Source organism: Polynucleobacter sp. IMCC 29146, from assembly GCF_021395195.1.
Lineage (GTDB): Bacteria > Pseudomonadota > Gammaproteobacteria > Burkholderiales > Burkholderiaceae > Polynucleobacter.
In genome coordinates this window covers 1-22,047 of record NZ_JAJVCR010000012.1, presented here as the reverse complement: position 1 = coordinate 22,047, position 22,047 = coordinate 1, and the positions used below count along the sequence as shown (strand labels likewise).

The 22,047-nt window shown below is 41.0% G+C and carries 22 protein-coding genes; 13 read left to right on the top strand and 9 right to left on the bottom strand.

Annotation, left to right across the window (positions count from 1 at the left end; translation table 11 throughout):
- Window positions 1–7: 7 nt before the first annotated feature.
- Complete coding sequence (locus LZT22_RS11495; RefSeq protein WP_233925396.1) at window positions 8–892, bottom strand: NAD(P)-dependent oxidoreductase; 885 nt, start codon at window positions 890–892, stop codon at window positions 8–10.
- A gap of 158 nt (window positions 893–1,050) precedes the next feature.
- Here LZT22_RS11495 and LZT22_RS11490 point away from each other — a divergent pair, with 158 nt between their 5' ends.
- A complete protein-coding gene (locus tag LZT22_RS11490) occupies window positions 1,051–3,150 on the top strand; it encodes an O-antigen ligase (protein WP_233925394.1) in 2,100 nt (699 codons plus the stop codon).
- Here LZT22_RS11490 and LZT22_RS11485 read toward each other — a convergent pair whose 3' ends face one another.
- Window positions 3,151–4,242, bottom strand: coding sequence for a glycosyltransferase (locus LZT22_RS11485; protein ID WP_233925393.1), 1,092 nt, complete (start codon window positions 4,240–4,242; stop codon window positions 3,151–3,153).
- Window positions 4,243–4,424: 182 nt separating this feature from the next.
- Here LZT22_RS11485 and LZT22_RS11480 point away from each other — a divergent pair, with 182 nt between their 5' ends.
- The 5 genes from LZT22_RS11480 to LZT22_RS11460 are packed head-to-tail and all read left to right on the top strand — an operon-like array spanning window position 4,425 to window position 8,657.
- The gene (locus LZT22_RS11480; RefSeq protein ID WP_233925391.1) at window positions 4,425–5,069 is read left to right on the top strand and encodes a hypothetical protein; all 645 of its coding nucleotides are present in this window, start codon (window positions 4,425–4,427) and stop codon (window positions 5,067–5,069) included.
- Window positions 5,062–6,228 (top strand): hypothetical protein, encoded by a 1,167-nt coding sequence (locus LZT22_RS11475; RefSeq protein WP_233925390.1) that lies wholly within the window; start codon window positions 5,062–5,064, stop codon window positions 6,226–6,228. Before LZT22_RS11480 ends, LZT22_RS11475 begins: the two co-directional genes overlap by 8 nt.
- A gap of 3 nt (window positions 6,229–6,231) precedes the next feature.
- Window positions 6,232–6,933 (top strand): glycosyltransferase, encoded by a 702-nt coding sequence (locus tag LZT22_RS11470; protein WP_233925388.1) that lies wholly within the window; start codon window positions 6,232–6,234, stop codon window positions 6,931–6,933.
- Between the two features lie 21 nt (window positions 6,934–6,954).
- Window positions 6,955–7,890, top strand: coding sequence for a glycosyltransferase family 2 protein (locus LZT22_RS11465; protein ID WP_233925386.1), 936 nt, complete (start codon window positions 6,955–6,957; stop codon window positions 7,888–7,890).
- Complete coding sequence (locus tag LZT22_RS11460; RefSeq protein WP_233925384.1) at window positions 7,887–8,657, top strand: glycosyltransferase family 2 protein; 771 nt, start codon at window positions 7,887–7,889, stop codon at window positions 8,655–8,657. The genes LZT22_RS11465 and LZT22_RS11460 overlap by 4 nt, the downstream gene beginning before the upstream one ends.
- Window positions 8,658–8,691: 34 nt before the next feature.
- Here the strand turns inward: LZT22_RS11460 and LZT22_RS11455 are convergent, their stop codons facing one another.
- Window positions 8,692–9,633 (bottom strand): glycosyltransferase family A protein, encoded by a 942-nt coding sequence (locus tag LZT22_RS11455; RefSeq protein ID WP_233925382.1) that lies wholly within the window; start codon window positions 9,631–9,633, stop codon window positions 8,692–8,694.
- A gap of 34 nt (window positions 9,634–9,667) precedes the next feature.
- Window positions 9,668–10,597 (bottom strand): glycosyltransferase family A protein, encoded by a 930-nt coding sequence (locus tag LZT22_RS11450; RefSeq protein WP_233925381.1) that lies wholly within the window; start codon window positions 10,595–10,597, stop codon window positions 9,668–9,670.
- Window positions 10,598–10,681: 84 nt separating this feature from the next.
- Here LZT22_RS11450 and LZT22_RS11445 point away from each other — a divergent pair, with 84 nt between their 5' ends.
- The 7 genes from LZT22_RS11445 (at window position 10,682) to LZT22_RS11415 (ending at window position 17,466) form a co-directional block, all read left to right on the top strand.
- Entirely contained in the window at window positions 10,682–11,560 is an 879-nt protein-coding gene (locus tag LZT22_RS11445) for a hypothetical protein (protein ID WP_233925412.1), read from the top strand.
- A 23-nt stretch (window positions 11,561–11,583) separates the two neighbouring features.
- Window positions 11,584–12,330: a hypothetical protein gene (locus LZT22_RS11440; RefSeq protein WP_233925380.1), complete on the top strand. Its 747-nt coding sequence runs from the start codon at window positions 11,584–11,586 to the stop codon at window positions 12,328–12,330.
- Entirely contained in the window at window positions 12,317–13,255 is a 939-nt protein-coding gene (locus LZT22_RS11435) for a hypothetical protein (protein ID WP_233925379.1), read from the top strand. Before LZT22_RS11440 ends, LZT22_RS11435 begins: the two co-directional genes overlap by 14 nt.
- Window positions 13,256–13,272: 17 nt before the next feature.
- Window positions 13,273–14,373 (top strand): glycosyltransferase family A protein, encoded by a 1,101-nt coding sequence (locus LZT22_RS11430; RefSeq protein ID WP_233925378.1) that lies wholly within the window; start codon window positions 13,273–13,275, stop codon window positions 14,371–14,373.
- A 5-nt stretch (window positions 14,374–14,378) separates the two neighbouring features.
- Entirely contained in the window at window positions 14,379–15,539 is a 1,161-nt protein-coding gene (locus LZT22_RS11425; protein WP_233925377.1) for an acyltransferase, read from the top strand.
- 4 nt (window positions 15,540–15,543) lie between these two features.
- On the top strand, window positions 15,544–16,449 hold the full coding sequence (locus tag LZT22_RS11420; RefSeq protein ID WP_233925376.1) for a glycosyltransferase family 2 protein: 906 nt from the start codon (window positions 15,544–15,546) through the stop codon (window positions 16,447–16,449).
- A gap of 93 nt (window positions 16,450–16,542) precedes the next feature.
- Window positions 16,543–17,466, top strand: a complete 924-nt coding sequence (locus LZT22_RS11415; RefSeq protein WP_233925375.1) for an NAD-dependent epimerase/dehydratase family protein — start codon at window positions 16,543–16,545, stop codon at window positions 17,464–17,466.
- Between the two features lie 15 nt (window positions 17,467–17,481).
- On the opposite strand, the gene LZT22_RS11410 is transcribed toward LZT22_RS11415, so the two are convergent.
- From LZT22_RS11410 to LZT22_RS11390, 5 genes are all read right to left on the bottom strand, one after another.
- Window positions 17,482–18,339, bottom strand: a complete 858-nt coding sequence (locus LZT22_RS11410; protein WP_233925373.1) for a glycosyltransferase family 2 protein — start codon at window positions 18,337–18,339, stop codon at window positions 17,482–17,484.
- An 8-nt stretch (window positions 18,340–18,347) separates the two neighbouring features.
- Window positions 18,348–19,208: a rhamnan synthesis F family protein gene (locus tag LZT22_RS11405; RefSeq protein WP_233925371.1), complete on the bottom strand. Its 861-nt coding sequence runs from the start codon at window positions 19,206–19,208 to the stop codon at window positions 18,348–18,350.
- A gap of 97 nt (window positions 19,209–19,305) precedes the next feature.
- Entirely contained in the window at window positions 19,306–20,169 is an 864-nt protein-coding gene (locus LZT22_RS11400; protein ID WP_233925370.1) for an alpha-1,2-fucosyltransferase, read from the bottom strand.
- 32 nt (window positions 20,170–20,201) lie between these two features.
- Window positions 20,202–20,984: an ABC transporter ATP-binding protein gene (locus LZT22_RS11395; protein ID WP_233925369.1), complete on the bottom strand. Its 783-nt coding sequence runs from the start codon at window positions 20,982–20,984 to the stop codon at window positions 20,202–20,204.
- Between the two features lie 2 nt (window positions 20,985–20,986).
- Window positions 20,987–21,799 carry an ABC transporter permease gene (locus LZT22_RS11390; RefSeq protein ID WP_233925368.1) on the bottom strand — a complete coding sequence of 271 codons (813 nt, stop codon included), beginning with the start codon at window positions 21,797–21,799 and terminating at the stop codon, window positions 20,987–20,989.
- Window positions 21,800–22,047: the final 248 nt, after the last annotated feature.

Sequence of the window (22,047 nt, the reverse complement as noted above, 5' to 3'; positions counted from 1 at the left end):
GCAAGCCTTAGGCAGAAGGGCTCGAAGAGTCATTAAGCATTTGCTTAAAGGTTGTTTCTAATGCAGGCACTTGTAACGATAGCCCATTGTTAGCTAGTAAGTGTTTTAGCTTTTCAGGATTGCCCACCATGCGATGGACCTCGCTAGTACGAACAAAATCAGGATTAACGCGAATTTCAATGTCGTGACCTGTAATCTGTTTTAGGGTATCCGTCACAAACTGCAATGAGCGAGCTTGTCCGGAGCACACGTTATAAATTTCATTGGCTTTGCCTAAATCAAGTAGCTTGAGATACACATCACAAATCATATTGACGTCATTAAATTCACGTTCAATATTTAAATTACCAAGTTCAATAAATGGTTTACGTTTAGCAAAATGATCAACCAGTTTAGGAATTAGGAAATTGCCTTTTTGTCCGACCCCGGTGTAATTAAAGGGCCTCGCAATGACAATAGGTAAGCAATTAAAAAAAGTCTTAGCCATTTCTTCCATTGCCACTTTGCTGGTGGCGTAGTGGTCTATTGGAGTTAAGATTTGATCCTCAACGGATAAATGATTAGCGCTATTGCCGTAAACCGTAGCACTACTGGCAAGCAAAATTTTCTTTGGAACGGTTTCTAGTTTGGTTAGTGCTTGTAGCAGGTTGCTAGTTCCTAAAGCGTGGACCCGATAAAAGGCCTCATGATCCTTGGACGCAACAAAGCTAATGCCAGCAAGATGAGCCACGTAGTCTGGCATTGCTGCCAAGACCTCTTTCTCTAATGCTGCTTCGTTATTTAGATTGGAGGCAAGCTCAACCACCTTTAGGCCAGACTTTTGGGCAGCGTCCCTCAAATAAAGGCCTGTAAAGCCCTTAGCGCCAGTAATAAGGATGGTTGGTGGGTTCAAATGAGTGCTTAATAATCAATTTATTAGTAGAAAGCAGTGTAATCCTGCTAAAGCAGTCATTTTGCCGTAAATTTGCTTTGAACCCCTAAAATAGGGTGCATACAGAATATGCAAAATATGATCCAAACTATCGCAGCTAGCCAGGGCTCCATCCTCAGATGAATCTAATAGACAAATCAGGTCAAATTCTATTCTTTAGGGTAGTCGAGCGCTCTTTTGCTGGATTTGGCCTGCTTTGTGCGTTTATAGCCAGTTTGGCAGTTTTGGTTAATGATGCTTATTACATTGTTTATCATGGCCTGACGCCCTCAGTAGCCCTATTCCTTTTAGCATTCATTGTTGGGCTTCTATCAGCAATCTGGGGTCTTGCGCTTGTGGTTGGTTTGCTCCCCTTAACAGCAGGCATTCCGAATTTACTAAATACGCTATTGGGTACAAATGCGCTAGCAATGCCAAATCCAGGCTTAGATTTGGTGGCTGGGTTATTGCTTGCTAATTTAATAAAGCAGTTAATAGTTAAGGATCGCCAGCATCAATCCTCTTCAAGGGCGCAGAACTCCTGGTTGGTATCGTCGCCTTGGCCTTTAGGTTTAGTGATGCTAGTGATTACTGCGTCGGTTGTGTTGGCGATTCCTCGAAACATTTATCTATCAGCAACTTCTACTTCTCTACGGGGGGTGTTATTTAATCTAATTCACTTTCGCCCTATGGACTGGCATGCGGACTATTTGCCTTTGGGTAATTGGGTAGCTTATGCACTTGCTATCGGACTGATTATCTTAGTAATTACAACACTAAAGTTTCTTAGTTCTGAAAAGAAGAATTCCTGGATTTTTCGTTCACTCATGTTGGGTTTGGCTATTTCGGCCATCACGGGATTAATTCAGGTAGGAACTGGTCTAGGTTTATCTGATGCGCAGTTACAATTTCGTAAAGATGCCTTTGGTTATGCAGCCATAGGATTGCAGCCGGATTTACATGCTTTTGCTGCGCATATGCTCTTAGGCGTTGTCGGTCTTTGGGGGTACTTTTTAGTTTGCAAGAACAAGGCTGAGAGGAGCTGTATCGTAATCCTCTTTTTGCTCTGTACCGTGGGATTGATTGCAAGTAAATCTCGCGCCTCCTTGATTATTGCATTTATTACTTTAGTGGTAATTGGGTTAATTTATCTTTATCGCCACTCTAAAAAGTTCTTTGTTGTTTTACTCATTTTTTTTATTGCCATAGTCTGTGTTTTCCTATTAGGCGCTGGGTCGATTCCTGGATTAGCTTGGGTCGGGGAATTGATGACCCAAATACAAAGTCGACGCTTAGATAGCTTGAGCGATTTAGGCGGCATGATGGGCTCTCGTTTTGAAATTTGGAGCGCGGTTGCTAATATGTTCTCTGCCTACCCTTTAATGGGAGTTGGTGAGGGCGAATTTTATCGCTTATCTTCCAACATCAGTTTTGCCCGTTCCGAGTTTTTACAGCTCAACCGAGGTGAAAATGCCCACAACTATTTTTTACAAGTACTTGCTGAAAATGGCTTGGTTGGAGTCGCTGTATTTGCGATTGCTTTCATAGTTCCGTATCGCACTTGCCAAAATAAACAATTGATATTGCCCGCTGCGGTTGGTTTATTAAGTCTTTTCTTGGGAAATATTTTTGCACACTCATTTTTAGTGCGCGAGAATTTATTACTAGGCGCTACTTTGCTGGGGCTTCTCTATAGCTTCTCAGGAGCGGGCGCATCAAACGCAATAACTCATGCACCACTTGCTTCAGTGCGGACTCGTTTATTGGGTTTGTCAGCTGTCTTTGGGCTGCTTGTTGGGGTTGCAATCGAAGTGATCTCCTCTTTTGGGAAAATCCCTTTTAAAGCTGGAGCTGATTGTTTTGTTAAAGATGTGCGCTCCTATCCGGATGGATGGACCTCGGGCGCTTGGGAGGAGTTATTGCCAAAAGGGACAAAAAGTCTTGAATTAGTGGCTTTACCAAATCGAATTAATATTCAAAAACACACTATCAGCGGTCGACTGGAGATGTTAGTATGGATACCAGGTCGGGGCAAAGTTCCAGTAAACGTACGCGATTATGAGTGGACTACTAATGTACCGATGACTTTGCGCCTCGATATGCCGGCTGAATATGACGAATCACCCCATGTCAAATCAGCACGTCTTCAGTTAAACAGTTGCTATACCCCAAGAAATTTGGGCGTCAATACTGATAGTAGACGCTTGGGAGTGCAAATTAAAAATGTGCAGTGGAAATAATTATTTTTGAATAATTAGCCACTTCGGTGTTTTAAACCGAACGATGGACCAGTAGAGCCAGACATAAGTTATTGCAAAAAGCCCTGCACAAATTTTGAGTGCAATATGATTGTTCCAGAAAATAATAGCCGGCACCACCGCAACACTTGATAGCAGCCAAAGATAGGGTGCGGTAATAGCATTTCGCTGAGTTAGTGTCTCAACCTCAGTACTTCCAATGGTCCATCGAACCACCCTTTTATAAATAATTTGATGGAGATGAGAAGCGTCTGGCAGGCCAGGGCTAACTCGCATTAAGACTACCCTTCGATAAACCGTAAAGACAGTTTCAAAGATTGGGTAAAGACATAATAAGAGCGGGAACCATTTTGAGACGGTGGGGTTACGAAGAACTAATAATAGAGAAAGCTCAGCAATCCAAAAACCAATTAAATAAGCGCCACCATCACCTAAAAATATAAGGCCTCTTGGGTAGTTCCAAAATAAAAATCCCACGATGGCTCCAATTCCAGCAAGTGAGCACACCATAATTGGATAGTCTTTGATCTGGAATGCCACATAGCCAAGTGCTGTCAGAATAATAACTGCCACAGCACTTGATAATCCGTGATAACCATCGATTAAATTAAATGAATTGGCTACACCAGCAATACAAAAGCAAGTAAAAATCATCGATATGATGGGAATAGAAAGAATCCAATCAATGCCAAAAATTTGTACATTGGTGAGCCATGCATCTAAATACCAGCCTGCGATTGCGGCGGACACCATGGTAGCTACCAATCGTTCTTTAGCCCCAATTTTTTTTGTGAGATCTTCTAGTAAGCCAGCTAAAAAACATGGTAGAGCTGAGATTAAAAGTAGGGTTGTAAAGGAGGCAACATTTAGGTCATTTGTCCAGCGAGGAATAAGAGCACATCCAATTGCGATAAAAATTGGTAATCCACCAATACGGGGTACTGCATTAGTATGAAACTTCTGCACTCCACTTAAATCAGTATCCCCAGTAACATGCTTATGTAGATGCTGAAAGCGAATAATGAGAAAACACCCAATTAGAGAGACAAATAGAGCTATAAGTACAGCGGACATAAAGTTTTGGGTCTATAAATTAATGAATTAAATGAGCTGCTAAACCTGCCTAGCTAAAAAGATGAAAGGCGGTGCTTAACTGTACCATTTCAACCTAAGCCTCTAATTTTAGGCGTTTTTCGAAGTAAAATCACTCATTCTCGCCAGGGTGGGTACTGTTGCTCAATAAAAACTAGATATATATGAATATTAGCTATCAGGCAGTAATGGATTGGTTGAAAAGCAATTTCAAAGTATTTTTGATTTTGGAGGTTGCTTGCTTATTAATTGCCGCAGTTTATTTTGTAATGTCTCCTCGCATTTATGAGGCCAATTTTTCCATTGTATTGCCCAAAGTGCCTGCTGCTAATTCCAATGATCCTAATGCACCAAAAATGAGGTTAATGATTTCACCTCAAGAATTTATTAGACCTGCCCAAGATCCAATGTCCTACCCTGAAGCTTTTATTAAAGATTGTATGGGTGAGGATACCAATGCGAATCGTAAGAAATTGATTAACGCACTGCAGTTGGGGGTAAAGCAACAAGGTGATGTGATTGCCTTTACGTTACGCCTAGAGGGCAATCAGCGCACTTCAACTTGCGCAAATTTATGGCTCATAAAAGTACTCAATGATCTTACGCTCATACAGGAAAATTATCTCAAGTCGGCAGGACTTGATCCTGCAAACACTATTAATGTTGCAAAGCCAGGCTTGCTTCAACATATCCGCATGAGCGACTCTTATGTCAAGCCTGATTTATATAAGCTAATGATATTAGCAGTTTTGGCAGGAATTTTCTTAAGCTTTTTCGTCTCTATCATGAGAAAGCGTTACAGTGCCTAGTTTTTTTCATAAGCATGGCCAATTCTTGCTGGTTTTGGTTGCCTGTTGTGCAATGCATACCTTTATATTTTTGCGCTCAATCCCGGTTTTCTATCTACCAGATTTAGCGCTTGTTCTATATCTGGCTTATAAATTTAAGGATTTTAATCAGGAAGTTTCCCCCATATTTTTTATGGGGTCGGCTCTCCTGATTGGATTTTTTCTTCTCTCCCCTGAGTCACCACAAACAGAATTTCCTAATAATTTTATTGTCACTCTGAAGCCATTTGTCTATATCTGTATCTTGGCCTTGTATTCACGTAATCCACCTCAAATCAATTTAAGTAAGTGGGTGCGCATGTTTTTAGTGTTGTATCCATTAATTTTGCTATGGAATTTATTTTTAGTGCATTTACAAGAGAATGCAGGTCTGACGCAGTTGATGACTAGAAGACCCTACTTCATCTTTGAGAATAATTTTGAAATTACTTTTTATCTTAATTGTTTTACGATCACATTCTTCATTCTGGGAGAAAGGCGTTTACGTGACTTTATCCTCTTAGTAGTAGTTATTATTCTGGCCGGTAGTCGATCAGGCCTTTTATCCTTCGCCTTTATTTGTATCTTCTACTTCTTTGCAGTAGGGTGGCGCCAGAAGCTTTTAGGCATTGGTTTGGCAATATTAGCAGTGGCCTATATCGGCAAGGGAAGAAATATTAGCGCTCCAGTCAATACGATTGATAGAGTGCAATCTTTATCTGCCATTTTGTCTCATTACAACTATAGCCTCATTGAAATTCTCAAGGAGCCATTTGGTTATGGTATTTACGCCAAAGTACCAGGTTATGTATGCGCAAAATTACCGGATTTTGCAGAGTGGTTCACTGGGAACAGCAATAATTGTGACCCTTTGATGTTACAAGCCTTTTACACCCGCGCTATGTATCAATTTGGTATTTATGTAACGCTCTTGGTGCCAATATTATTTTTCTTGCTCGTTAAAAAAGAGATGGGCTGGCGCTTAGCGATCATCACCTTGACTCCGATGGCTTGTGTTGCTACTTCTGTCGGTGGCTTTTCGAATGGCCTGGCATTCTGGGGTGTGTTGATTTCAATCTATGTGTATCTCCAACATACACAGCCAGCTAAGTTTCCTGCCTTTGCAACTTCTACTAGATAAGCCATGCTAAGCATTGTCACAATCAATAAAGATAATAGAATAGGGCTGCAAAAGACGATTAACTCTCTTCAGTCTTTGGGTGAGCGAAATTACCAATGGATATGTATTGATTCAGTTTCAACTGATGGCTCGGTTGAGTTGGCCAATCAGTTTATGATTCAGGATGATGTGGTGATCTCAGAGATAGATACTGGCATCTACAATGCTATGAATAAAGGTATCAGTCTTGCTAGAGGTGACTATATTCTTTTTCTCAATAGTGGCGATATCCTCTCGCCTCAGATCAAATCACTGGATTTCATGAAAGTAGTGGCTGGCCATGATTTAGCTCTTTTTGGATTTGAGATTCGCAATACTCAACGTAAGCCACGTGCTAATGGTTGGCGTTTTTGGTCTATGCCAACCTCACACCAGGCCATTGTTTATTCCAATGCGTTGTTAAAGCAAAATCCTTTTGATGAGACTTATCGATTTGCCGCTGATTTTGAGCATTATTTGCGCATTAACCGCACCCATTTATCGATTTACTCGGATGATAGAGCTTTGATTGTGAATGAGCCTTATGGTAGTGATGCCCATCTCCCAGTACTTTTAGGTGAATATCGCCATGCCTTGATTAAAAATGGCTATCCTAAGCTCTGGGCTCATTTTGTCTATTGGATGAAAACCTATTACTTAAAATGGGCATTGCGTGAGCGCTCATAAACTATTGCAATCGACATCAGTATGAAATTAACAGTTATTATTTTGACGTACAACGAGGAGCTACATCTAGCTAGATGTCTAGAGAGCGCTTCGCAGTTAACGCCAAATATTGTGGTGGTCGATTGTTTTTCAACAGATCGCACCGTTGAAATTGCTCAGTCTTTTGACGCAACTGTATTACAACATACTTGGGATGGTTCTCACTCTACTCAAGTCAATTGGGCTCTAGGTCAATTAGCTCAGTTACCTATTCAAACTGAATGGGTGATGCGCATTGATGCGGATGAAGTACTCACCCCAGAGTTAGTTGGCCAGATCAAAGCTACTTTGATAACGGTAGCGCCTCAGATTAATGGTATTTCTTGTATACGCAAGATGACCTTTCAGGGCAAACTCATTCGTTTTGGTGGCATTGGAAAAAATCGGGTTATGCGTTTATTTCGCTACGGCTTTGGCCAATCGGAATCCCGCTGGATGGATGAACACATTAAGGTTGAGGGTCAAACCATTGCACTTTCTGGTGCCATGATTGATGACAATCTGCGTTCCTTAGCTTGGTGGATTGAAAAGCACAATGGCTACTCTAGTCGCGAAGCAGTAGACCTCTTAAATCTAGAATATCAATTTGCACAACAGAATTCTGTAGCTACCCTTAGTTTAAGTAACCCTTCTATTGGCCTAAAGCGCTGGATCAAAGAAAATATTTATGCAAAGCTACCAGGCGGTGCAAGATCTTTCGCCTACTTCACCTGGCGTTATGTTTTTATGCTGGGATTCTTGGATGGCAGCAGGGGTACCCAATTTCACTTTTTCCAAGCGCTTTGGTATCGCTATCTAGTAGATTGCAAAGTTGCCGAGGTGAAGCGCTACATGAAAGAGCATCAAGTGGGCGCAGTAATAGCGGTGAAAAATGTCTTGGGAATTGATCTGGCTGCTCACGCAAAGGTAGGGTCTTGAAGGTCTCCATCATTACCGTTTCATTTAATAGTGCCAAGACGATTGCCGACACTATTGAATCGGTTTTAAGTCAAGATTTCCCGGAGATTGAATACATCATCGTTGATGGTAATTCGAGTGATGACACTGTTCAGATTATTCGCCAATACGAAAATCGTATCAGCAAGTGGATTTCTGAAAAAGATCAGGGTATGTACGATGCGATGAATAAAGGCATTGCTATGGCCACTGGTGATGTCATCGGCATTCTCAATTCCGATGACATATATATAAATACTCATGTCATTAGTGATTTAATGGCTTTATTGGAAAAGGAAAAAGCCCAAGTGGTATTTGCGGACCTGATTTTGGTTGATCAAAACGACGATAACAAGGTCTTACGCTATTACGATTCCAGTCATTTTCATCCTGATAAATTTCGCTTTGGCTGGATGCCGGCTCATCCAACGGTTTTTGTTAGACGCGAGCTATATCAAGCGGTTGGGAAGTTTTCAACAACCTATCAAATCGCTGCAGATTACGAAATGCTGATTAGAATGCTCGCTATTCAAAAAGCATCTTATGCATATTTCCCAAAACCGGTAGTGCGCATGCGCTCTGGTGGAGCCAGTACAGCAGGTATTTCCAGGAATTGGATTTTGAACAAAGAAATAGTGCGGGCTTGCAAAGAAAATGGAATTTATTCCAATATGGCTATGCTGCTCTTAAAGTTGCCATATAAATTGTGGGGCAAGGTTGTTGGAAAGCGATGGGACAACAATTCTTAGATTTGTTTACTGGCTAACCCTTGGTCAATTGCTGCTATTTATGTTTCTGATTAAGATAGTTGTTCGCTAAAGTGCGCAAGGGGGCCAAGAGGGTAGAGGCTATATCCATGCGCCAGCCACGCAATTGCGATTGTAATTTAGTGCAACACTTTTCAAATCCGGGAATAGAGGAGGCGTTAAGGCCTTTATTCATCAAGTAAGTGCGAATTTTCCAAAGTAAAAAAGTATTTTCTTCGCCACATTCGGTAAATTTATTCAGCACCATCAGTTCAGCAGATAGCATACGCATCGCATCTTTTTGCATGTTATTTTGATGGACTCGTATCGATACTAGAGGCTCATTAATAAAATCAAACTGGTATTTTTTTGCAATTCGCATCCACATATCCCAGTCTTCACAAGCCCTGAGATCTTCATCAAAGAGACCTGTTTCCGAAAAGACAGAGCGCTTAATCAGGACGCTGCTACCGCTTCCTGAAATAAAATTACCTAATAGTAATTTTTGATAAACATTGCCACGAAGCGTTGGTGCGATCACGCTTTTGGGGGTTGAGGACAGCAATTGATCTTGTTCATTGATGAGTAAATAGGCGCAATAGACTACTCCCAAATGGTTCATAGGGCTATTGGAAAATAATTGAACTTGATTAGATAGCTTTTCAGAGCTCCATAAATCATCGGCATCTAAAAGCGCAATATAGTCTGCGCCTGAGCGTCGAATGCCAGCATTACGAGCGGCAGATAATCCAGCATTCTCTTGATTAATCAAAATAATGTTCAGATGTGGAAAGGATTGGATACACTGAAGAATGCGGGCCTCAGTATCATCAATAGAGCCGTCATTGACTACGATCACGCTCTGAATGGGATAGCTTTGTTTGGCAACCGACTCTAAAGTTTTGGCAATAAAAGTTTCGGCGTTATAAGCTGGAATAACGACATCAACTGTGGGTAAGGATGGGTGTAATCCAGTCATAAAGTTCGATGTCTTAGCGTATAAAAATTCGTTATTAATCGGGTAAGTGAGCTTTTATAAAAGCTTTAGTTGCTTGTTTTCTGAGAAAAGTAATTCCTTTGGCTATATTATTTTCTTCACCAGGAAAACGATTTTTCATATAGGCCTGTATTTTTGATATTGCATTTTGTAGGCGAATAAATTGCATGAAGCCAATTTTGCTTACCCTGCCGTTGCTAGCTTGGATTAAAAGCTTAATCAGATTAGGATTTGCATGCAGGCCTGGAATAGAGTCAATGGCTTGCTCTGACATGAGCGCTGCTCGGGTATTAATCAGTTCTAGTTTGGTACGTGAAATACTATTGGGCTCTTCTAAATACTGCAGCAGTACTTCGGGGAGGTTGGCGACCATAAAATGCTTAGCAATCTTGAGCCAGAGGTCATAATCTTCTGGTGGAAAATGTTCTGGGTCTTCAGAATATTGGCCAGTCGTTTTTAAGCAGCTTGCACGAAACATAACCGAGCTATGTACGAATTGATTATTCATTAGTAATTGAACTTGGATTTGCCCATTGCTAGTTGGGTGCAGGTGTTGACGATCGGTTAGGCCCGCTGGGGTCATGATTTGTGACCATGTGCCAATAAGACCATATTCTGGGTTTTGATCTAAAAATTGGACTTGTTTTTCTAGTCTAGTTGGCAGACTAATATCATCAGCATCTTGCCTTGCAATGTAGGGGCCTCGTGCAATCGCCAGACCCTGGTTTAATGCCTTAGGTAAGCCTAAATTTTCTTGTGTGATAACTTTGATCCTGGGATCCCCATATTTCGCCAGCACCTCTAAGGTATTGTCTGTGGAGCCGTCATTGATGATGATGAGCTCAAAGTCGTTAAATGATTGACTAAGGATGCTGTCAATGGCTTTGCCCAAATGCGCTGCAGCATTAAAAGCGGGCAATATGACACTAACTTTTGGACTACTCATAGCCTAATAATGTATTGTAAAAGGTGGAAAAAGCAAGGAAATTGGGCATAAAAGTTACAATAAGGAAAACTATTTTAATTGCCCATGAACAATACTGGACCCATCAAAACACTTGGCATTATCACGATTGCTACAGGGAAATACTTTGAGGAATTTATTCCAAATTTAAAGGCATCAGTTGATCGCTATTTTAACTTTCCGGGATATCAGATCAATTTTTATTGTTTTACAGACACCGCTACCGAAATTGCAGGCATCAACAATGTCCCTATTGAGCATTTTGGCTGGCCATTTAGCACCTTGCTGCGTTATCGTTGGATGGAAAAATACTTATCGAGTCTAGTGGAGAATGATTTTTTACTCTACATGGACGCCGATATGCGAGTGGTTTCAGCTCCATCAGTAAGTCTTTTTGATCATCCTTTGATGGCGGTTTGTCATCCCGGATATATAGACTCTCCTGGCGCTTTTGAAATTGATAGACAGGATAGTTGCTATGTCCCTCCGCCCTTGCGCAAAGAATATTTCCAGGGCTGTTTTTGGGGTGGTAAGAAAGAACAGTTTATCGCTTTGATTCGATCTCTTTCGGCCATGGTGGATAAAGACTTAAGGGCGGGTAATATTCCGATTTGGCATGACGAGTCTTATTTGAACAAATACCTCTCAGCGCATCATTGCAAGGCTCTGCCTCCGCTCTACGCTTGGCCTGAAGGGGAGCAAACTACTCAGGCACCCATTATTTTGCATTTGGAGAAAAAACATCAAGTTATTCGTCAGGCCTCAACAGAATTATTAGATATAGACAGTTTTCTTGCTGGTAGTAATAAAGAATTAGAGGTAGAGATCTATAAAAAGCTTTACCTTAACTCACATGAAAAATGCCAGCGTTTAGAAAACCGGCTAGTGCAGAAAAATATTGTCTGGAGCAAAGTTCGAGAATGGCTCTCATACTATCGCAAGTAATTTTTAATCATTATTAGGATCTTATGACAAGCTCAGTTCAATTGTTTTCATATTTTTCTCCATATTCATCTACCTTAGTTGAAACGGGTACTTATTTAGGCGATGGCGTGTCCAGAGCATTACAGGCTGGATTTAAGAAAGTATTTTCTTGTGAGATTAACGCAGAATTAGTTGAGCGTGCTAGGGGTATTTTTGATGTTAATAATGTTGAAATCGTACATGCCCCATCAGAGAAAGCGCTAGCTATATTTCTTGAGAAAATTAACTCAAGAGCAGTTTTTTTCTTAGATGGCCATGCTATGCCAGAGTCTGATACATCTACTGTTTTTGGATCTTCAAGTTTGGTCGATGGGGTCTCAGAGGATCCTCAGACCTTTTCACCTTTAATGGTTGAGTTAGGCTTAATTAGCAAGCATGCTAGAAAAGACCACATCATTTTGATAGATGATCGCCAATGTTTTGATACTTGGATGTTTGATTTTCTCAAAGAGGATACTGTTAAGCAGTTTGTTAGATCGATTAATCCAAATTATCAATTTTCTTATTTTGACAATGTCTTATGCTGTTATCCCAAAAATAATCTACTATCTTTCAAAATTTGGTTTGACCAAATTCGTGCGCGTATAGCGCAACGATTTTCAAGATTAACCAATTTCTTGACTCTTTTGTTTCTAGACTTTACGGCATTGGTATTTAATCTAAGTTATGTATTTGCCGATAAATTGAGTTCCTATCGAAAGCGCTTTAGAGTTGGAAATGCAGCTCACTAGTCAACTTCAAATGTTGGATGTAGGACGAGTAGTGTTGTGGGGGTTAAAAACCACCTTTAACGATACCTTTTACTTTATTCATAAAGGTCTTTACGAAACACTCAAAAAACTCGATATCCCAGTTTTATGGATTGATGATGCTAAATCCAATATCGATTTATTGAGAAGGGGCGATCTAGTGTATGCAGTTGATCGGGCAGCGCAATTTTTGCCTGCTCGACCCGATGTGAAATACTGCCTACACAATATCAGCGAGCAATTTATTGAAAAGCTCGATCCTGCTCAGTACCTTGCCATTCAAGTGTTGACGGTAGATCGCTTTCAGGAAGGACGCGAACAACCAAGGCCGTTAGATGCTTATTTGCATGGCGCTGCCAGTTATGATCCCCTGGGCAATGTACTGTATCAGTCTTGGGGCACACCGATTCTTGCTAGAGATTTTATGGCGCCTATTAATTTCCCTTTAAAAAAATCAGAGTATTTTGTGGGAACGATTTGGGATAACGCGCTGGGTCAGGGCAATACACGCGTCATTACAGAATATAAACAATTACTACAAGAGCATAAAATCCAATTTAAATGTGTCAAAGGTGCCCCTGAATTTTTTAATCCTATTTATGTCAGACATTCAGCTATTGGGGCCTCAATTGTGGGCGACTGGCAAAGAGAGCATGGCTATACTCCTTGCCGCCTATTTAAGGCGGTCTCTTATGGACGCATTGGAGCAATCAATTCATCTCATTCAAAGATTCAATATCCTTGGGCAATTGCAAATGAAAATATTGGGGAATTAATCGAGGAGATTCTCACAATGAGCGACTCGGATGCCAAAGAATTGATCCAATTTCAGCAAAAAGCACTGGCGCAGGAAACCTACGAAGCAAAGATTTCTAATGTTTGCTCTATTTTAGCTAGTAAAGCGTAATTTGGGAAAATGACCAAATGATAAATCCCCTCATCAGCGTAATATTACCGGTGTACTTTGGTGAGCGCTACTTACGTGAGTCAGTTGAGAGTATTTTGACTCAGACTTTCACTGATTTTGAATTCATCATCTTTGATGATGGATCTAGCGATGGCTCTAGAAAAATTTTAGAGTCTTATGATGATCCTCGTATTCGTTTGGTTTTCCAGGAAAATGCTGGTTTGCCAGAAACCTTGAACCGAGCCATTGCTCTATGCAAGGGCCGTTATATTGCCAGGCAAGACCATGATGATATTTCTTTACCTACTCGCCTGCAAAAGCAATTTGAGTTTTTAGAGGCTAACTCTGATTACGCGATGGTCGGTACTGGAGCCGATATTTGGTCCGAAGAAAGCGCCTCTAATCGGCATCATGCTCATCCAGTTGACTGTCCAACCTTGCGGTTTGAATTGCTTTTTAATAATCCATTTGTTCACAGCTCTTTAATGTTTAGAAGCCAAGTTTTTCAAGAGCTTGGCATGTATTCAACTGATCCTGCACGGCAGCCTCCAGAAGATTATGAGTTGATATCAAGAATTGCGCGCCGCTATCCGATAGCGAACTTGAAAGAGCGCTTAGTAATATATCGGGAAACAATCAACAGTATGTCTAGCGTAATTCGTCCCGATGCTCTTGATAAAAATAATCTATTTAAAGATCGTCTGGCTTTGATCTCTGCGGAAAATATTGAATATGAATCTCAAAAAACTTTGAGGCCTTCAAAAGCTTCGCTCAATTTTGGCAGAGTGATTCATTCTTGTCGTCCATTACCTGCGGACACTTCAGTTTCATTTTCAGCACTTCTGAATAGTTTAGTGAGTGCCTATACTTATATTTTTTCTCATTCTTCAAGTCATGCGACTTACAGACTATTTGATAATCGAGTTCGGCAAACCTACATTCAGTATTGTCTATACGACCATCCTGGTCTTTTTGATCCCCTAGAAGGTGATCATGCGGGTTCGCTAAAGAAGATATTCTCAAAAATCGTTTATAAAATTCGCATACGGGTAATGCCTCTTCTCTATATAGCTCTTGCACGGTATTGGCTAGTCAAGCGGATTGATTTTCCCGGCTAAAGATGATGAGTACCTCATCGCATAGCGCTTCCATGAAAGAATTAGCGCTCCCTTATATTGACGCCTTGCGAGGCTATGCTATTTTGATGGTGATTGCTACTCATGTGGCTATTGGAGCGCCCATGCTCTCAGGAGTGGTGCGTGCTCTAGTAGATCAAGGCCAGCGTGGGGTTCAATTATTCTTTGTTGTGAGTGCATTTACCCTCATTACTTCTTGGCATCATCGACATGATGGTACGCTGCGCTTTTATATCCGGCGTTTTTTTCGAATAGCTCCGATGTTTTGGCTCGCTATGGTATTTTTTATGTTTTTGAGCGGTTGGGCTCCAAAATATTGGGCCCCAGAGGGGGTAACACCCAATCAAGTCTTTTTGACTGCTATCTTTATGCATGGATGGCATCCTGCTTCCTTTAATAGCGTGGTTGAAGGTGGCTGGTCTATTGCGGTGGAATTTACGTTTTATCTGATCTTTCCCATTTTGATGCTGCAAATTCGCAATGCGAAGCAGGCCGTTTTAGCATTAGTCATTTTTTATGTACTCTCTTTAGTCTGTATGCACTATTTTTATCTATACCGGACATTGATCTGGCCAGATGTCACGCAAGATTACTTGACTTGGAATTTACTCAACTTATGGATCATTAATCAAATGCCCGTATTTATTATTGGGCTATTGACTTATTTCCTAGTTGAAAGATTTCATAATGACTTACCTCGGTGGGTTTATAGCGTCACCTTATATAGTTCAACATTGATGATGGTGCTGATTTCATTAAGACCGGATCCATACAATCTATTTCATGAATTAATATCGATTTATTTAGCATTTGCTATCTGCTTTGGTGGGCTATTATTTTCTCTGGCTGGCGGAGCAGGAAAAGTTCTAGTTAATAGGCCCATAGAGTACTTGGGAAAAATCAGTTTTAGCGCCTATATCAATCACTTCATTGTGCTGGGTGTTTTAGGGGGATTCATAACCCAGAGTATTGACTCAGTTTTTCCTCAAATAGGAAGGGCGCTAGGGTTTTATATGCTCTACTTAGTGCTAGTCGTATCTCTTACAGCGCTGCTATCTAGTTTGACGTTCAATTGGATTGAAAAGCCCATGATTTTGCTTGGTAAAAAGTGTATTTCTTCTGCTGCTTTTACAAAGTTGGCAAAATAGATTGATGTCCAATCATCCTGCCATCAGTGTCATTCTTCCTGTGTTTAATGGCGAGGCTTATTTGCGCGAGTCCATTGATAGTATTTTAAATCAGTCTTTTACTGATTTTGAGCTTTTGATTATCAATGATGGATCGACTGATCGCTCCCAAGAAATCATTAATTCCTACCAGGATTCGCGTATTGAGCTTATTCATAACCCAATCAATTTGGGTTTAGTGGGCGCCTTAAATGTAGGTATTGATAAGGCGCGCGGAACATATCTAGCAAGACAAGATCAAGATGATATTAGTGAGCCCAATCGACTGCAATTGCAATTTGCAACAATGGAGCAGGGTTATATCGATCTTTGTGGCACAAGATGGTCTACGATGCAATCTGATGGAAAAATCATTTCAGATGCCCAGATTCCCTTCAGTGAAGATAGTATTCTTGCTTGCTTAGCCACGACGGTTCCTTTTGCACATGGCTCAGTGATGATGAGAAAAAGCTTTATGAGTGAGCATCATTTGCAATACGACAAAACTTACCTAGCTGAAGATTATTCTCTATGGATTCGTTTTGCCCAGGCAGGGGCGCGTTTTACTAATCTAGATCAATCGCTCTATCGTTACCGAATGCACCCCCAATCACTGTCATCGACCAAGAAAGCGGCATATCAACAGTCAGCTAAAAAACTCAGAAGAGACTTTGTGAAGCAAAATAGCATGCGTTGTGAGCAAGCGCTGGTAAAGCTAACAAAATCGGCCGCCGCAGTAGATGCTTTAAATTATCGGGAATCGATTTATGCTGCCATGTTGGCTTACCGCTTGCCATTCTCCCAAAAAACATTCAATTTATTTTTAAAAGTATTTTGGAGAGCTAGTCTCAGGCTAAAATTGCATATTCTTTATACGATTTTGAGGGCTTAAAGCTTAGTTGAACTAAAGAGGCGTACTTAAGTAGCGCTCTGTAGCAGAACTCTTAAGATGCACTCTTTAGGTTGACTCAATTTGAAAGTAGGCATGATTATTACTCTTTTTGGTGGGGCAGGATTTTTAGGGGCGCAAATTGCGCGTAGCCTGCTGCGCCAAGGTAATGAAGTGCGCATCTTTGACAGGCCTGGCGCAAAAATGAATCCTCATGCGTTTGGTCTTGATCAGGCAGTTTGGTTAGCAGGTGATTTTGCTAATAGCTTAGATGTTAAGAAGGCCGTTGCTGGCAGCGATATCATTTTGCATCTCATCTCTACTACCTTACCCAAGCAATCTTTTGAAGATCCATCTTATGATTTAGTTAGTAATGCCGTGCCCACCCTGCAATTATTGGACTGTGCTAGGGATGCAGGGGTAAAAAAATTACTATACTTTTCTTCTGGTGGGACAGTCTATGGGCAGGCTCAATATTTACCGATAGATGAAAATCATCCTACCAATCCATTGGTTCCTTATGGGATTACGAAGTTGGCAATTGAGAAATATTGCCTTTTGTATGAAAAGTTATATGGTTTAAGAGCCCATATTTTGCGAGTGTCTAATCCGTACGGACCTTCTCAATTGGCCAATCAAGCACAAGGTGCTGTCGGTGTCTTTTTAAGTCGCATGTTGAACAATCAGCCTATCGAGATCTGGGGTGATGGCTCAGTAGTCCGGGATTATTTATATATCGATGACCTCACTCGGGCTGTGAAGCATTTAATTGATTATCAGGGTAGTGAGTCAGTCTTTAATATTGGTTCAGGAGTGGGTTTGAGTTTGAATGAAATTATTCTCTTCATGGAGTCCGCCTTAGATAAAAAGGCAGATTGTCGCTATCACGAGTCACGCTCCTTTGACGTCTCAACCAATATTTTATCGATTGAACGTGCTCAGCAGGAGTTGGGATGGGCCCCTGAGCACTCCTTTGCCAGCGGCCTGCAAAAAACGCTTGTTAGCGTACTTGGCCATTAGCAGCATCGGATTTATTTAACAAACCTTAAATTTCAGTTTACGAATTATTTTCGAAAGTGGGTTGTAGTGATCGTTGGTATTTACTGCTAATTGATAAAGTGAGTTCGCGAGATGTCGATCTTTTGATTTTAAAAATTTCGCGTAGTCTTCTAGTTTTTGAACAATATCATCTGCCTGGTATTTCAAAAGTAAATACGTGACTTCCTGAATGACTGTTATTCCATTCAAATTACTATGTGTCTGGCCTGGCCAGACACCATTGGCAATATGAATTTCGGGCACTAGCAGATAAGTGTGATGAGAGGAAAACAGTTGGTGATAAAAATCACAATCCATCAGCAACTTCAAATGATCGTCAAATCGAATTTCCTGGATGAAAGACTGCCTTATTGTCAAAGTCGATGGCGAGCTGATGGTATTTTCGCCAAATAAAATAAATTCGTTTCTCTTTGGGGTCATCGTATCAAAAAAATCGATGCCATTGCTGGTATGGCTTGCCCCAGTCAAAATAAAATCAACGGGGTTTTTTAAAAGTAAAGTGGTAATGGTCTCTAAATAGTTTGTCTCTACCAGCAGATCATCTTGAAATAATATTTTGACGTAGTCACCAGTGCATTGCTCAATGGCAAAGTTCGTATTAGCAGAGATGCTTCCACGCAGCTTGGTATTTTTACAATACTTAATTGGAAAGTTTGCTAAGTACTGCTTTGTAAAGTCTTCAATCTCATTGCTTTGACTATGATCACTAATGACGACTTCAGCAATGATGGTTTTTTTAAGAACCTGTCGATTAATTGAATCTAGGTTACGACGCAAAAAAGCAGTTCCCTGGCCCTTCATTTCATAGGTAGGAATGGCAATCGATAGCTTCATATCAGTGACTACTCTTCAAAGGTAATGGCTGCTGGGCTGCAGGTTTGAGTGGGAACCATGGTTAAGAGCCTTTCAAGACAATGGGCAAGCGTGCCATGAGTTTGCCCCAACTCCTTCTCAAAATCCTCGGTAGTCAAGTTTAGGTCAAACAAGGGGGTAAACGCTTTGACCTGCGCCCAGAACATGCTGCCGACTGGAAATTGAATAAATCCATCGCTGGGTTTTTGCAGGCCCATCTGCACTGAGAGTTCGCAGCCTTTTAGATAGCTCGCTCCCCAAATGCAATGCTCATAACTGATTTGATCAAAGGTTTTGGGGTAAACAATAGAGTAAGACTGTAAGAGCGTCAATATTTTGGGGACTGTTTTTGAAGACAATAGATTGCTCAATAAATATTTTCGCCAGTCATCACCGATTGCATTGACCTCTAAACTTTTCTTGGTGTGTATATGAGCAAAATAATCATATTGCATCATTGCTTTTGCAAAATCACAAAATAATGGCGCTAAATCCCGTCCTTGATTTTTCACTACTTTGCCTTGAATATCCCCAATGGCAGCGCAATGTTTAAAAAGATTGATACAGTACTCTAGATCTTCTGGGCTAGTGCATGAAATAAATAAATCAAAGCTAACTGGAAACCGCTCAAAATATGCGAGGGCTTCTTTAGCCAGATCAATGTAATAGACATGAAAATGGATGGCAATTTTTTTTGCTGGAGTAACTGCTGGACTAACGCTACTGAATGGAACAGGTACAAATACCTTGTCATTTGGATTAGAAAAATACTCTTTTGCGCTGAGCCACTGGCGATAAACATCTAGGTTTGATAGAGTGCCTCCAAACGTAGAAAAAATCAGATTGCGCACACGATTGCGCCACCGCAGAGGGGAGCGATTGACAATCAGTAGAAGGTAGTAGGCCAGCATAGTGGGGTCAATAATTGTTTGGCATGATTGTTTGGTTCTATGCTAAGCGCTGCCAGCTTGTAGGGATAAGATCGCGCGTATCGTGCGGCGCATTGGCAAACCAATTGGCTGGCGCGATGACTCTTTTTTGTAGGTTTTGGTTAAGCCATGCCCCCCACCAGCTAAACGAGCTATTGGCAATAATATTGTGTTGACATAAAGACATTAAATGCATATCAATGCTTTCATGACCATCTTTTTGAGGCTCAATAAAGTGGGTGGGGTGACTTAGCTGTACGTTTTTTGTAGCCCATGCATAGTCATCACTAAAAATATAAAAGTGTGGATTGGAAACATTTTGAGCGATGGTCTCTACTGCGCGGTGATACCAATTGAGATCACACAAGCCATGATATGAATTGGTTGTGGAGTCCGACACATAATCGCCTCGGCGAATATGTAATGAAACAGCATTGACCCCTTTAATTTGCTCGGCCAGTTTAGATTGCTCTGTACTGAGCGGTTTTGTAAGTACTAAATCAGTCAATAAGGTTTGGCGAATCGGTAAAAAATAGCGCTCGCTTTGCCAGTAGCCATTAAGGTAAGTACCACTCTCACACTCTAAAACTTGAGGATCAAAAGCAAAGCCATTTTCATTGGCGATCGTGAGTGGCTGGGTAAACGGTAATGATCTATATAAAGGATTGAGGTAAGCGCCTACGCCATGCAGTGGATAGGATAGAGGCTTTGCTAAGGACTGGCTAATCTGAAATTGATTTAAGGCAAAGTTACGAAGAGGGTCTGATTGGAGAGCGCGGTCATCTAAAATTAATGGGCAACCATGCTCGATAGCTAGGCGCCGACCCAGAGCAAATTGGAAGAGTTGATTGCCCAGTCCACCTTTTAGTCCTACTACGATCATGGCGTCCTTATATCAATAAAGGTAGTACGGATTTATTGTTGGGTATAGCGAGCAATCGCTTCTTCAATATCGGTCGTGTTTAAAACCAATTTACCTTTTTCTAACACAATTGCTTGATTACAATACTCCCGAATGGCGTCAATGCCATGATTGACAAAAATGACGGTCGCACCACTATCACTAATTTCCTTCATTTTTTGCAGACATTTTCTTTGAAATGGAATATCACCCACAGCCAAAATTTCATCCAAAATTAAAATTTCAGGTTCTAAATGGGCTGCAACAGAAAAAGCCAATCGCACTTGCATGCCAGAGGAATAACGCTTAAAAGGTGTATCAATAAATTGCTCAATTTCAGAAAACGCCACAATCTCATCAAATTTTCGAATGATTTCGGCACGTTTCATACCCAAAATTGCGCCGTTAAGAAAGATGTTTTCTCTACCAGAGAGTTCAGAGTGAAATCCTGTACCCACTTCTAATAAGCTTGAGATCCTGCCGTTAATCAGGACTCTGCCTGCGGTGGGTTCAGTAATATGGCTAAGCACTTTAAGTAAGGTCGATTTGCCGGCGCCATTGTGACCAAGCACTCCTAACTTTACGCCCTTAGGAATTTCAAGGGTAATATTTTTAAGTGCCCAAAATTCTTCTACGCTTGGCGTCGATGATTGGGTATGCTCAGATGGTTTTTTGAGGCGAACGTTAAAAAATTTATTTTTAAGATTATCCAATGCATCACGCAATGAGCCCGATTGAGCAAGATGGCTAATGCGATAGCATTTAGAAAGACCTTCAATCTTGATAGCGTATCCCATGATTAAATTGTATCCGCGAAGCGTGCTTCGGCTGAGCGAAAAACCTTAATACCTAAGAGCAAAATAATGACACTGATAACGCAAGAAAAAGCGACACCTGGCCAGTAAGGAGTAATGGAGTTTGGCATGAGGCACCAACGAAAGCCATTGATGATCCCGGCCATGGGGTTGAGTGAGTACCAAAACTCTAGGTGAGCCGGTACAGTCTGATTAAGATAGCCTACAGGTGAAATATAAATACCCAACTGCAAAATAAAAGGAATGAGCTGTTGAAAATCCCTATAACGCACATTGAGTGTGGCCATCATCATTCCTAGGCCCAGCGCAAAAAATGCAGGAGCAAGCACGAAAATCGGAAGGTAAAAAATTTCCCGGGAAAGTGGAAGTTGGTACCAAGCCATCATGCATAGTAAAAGCACGAATGACACCAAGAAATCTACTAAACAGGTAACAAATATGGTTGTCGGAAAAATGAGCCTAGGAAAATATACCTTAGTCAGTAGCCCTGCGTTTGCAAGAAGGCAGCTACTGGTTTCGGTTAATGTGGATGCAAATAAGTACCAGGGTATTACACCTGCAAAAACAATAAACCCATAAGGAAGCCCCTGGGAGTCAAGTTTGGCAATTGATCCGAAAATGACGGTGAAGACTACCATGGTCAAAAATGGCCTTATAACCACCCAGCCGATGCCAATCAGGGTCTGGCGATAGCGAACGAGCAGGTCTTTGCGGGCTAGAAAATAGAGCAATTCTCTTCTTGCCCACATATTTTTCCAATAATCTCTAGCGATATTGCCCGCTTCAATAACTTGCATTTAGGTCCAAAGGTGCTCGTATTACAAAATTAAGATGAAATGCTGCGAAATTGCTTCTTTTAGCAGCCTGCACCCAAAAAGTTTACAGGGGTGCTTAAGCTACAAAGCCTGCCTATTATAGAAGGTGAATTCAAACACGAAGTGCAACACGGTTTAAAGATTGCATAAAGACTTCACTCGGTGTTTTAAATCCTAATCGTTTTCTGGGTCGGTTGTTTAATCGGTCTTGGATCATTCTAAGCTCCTCG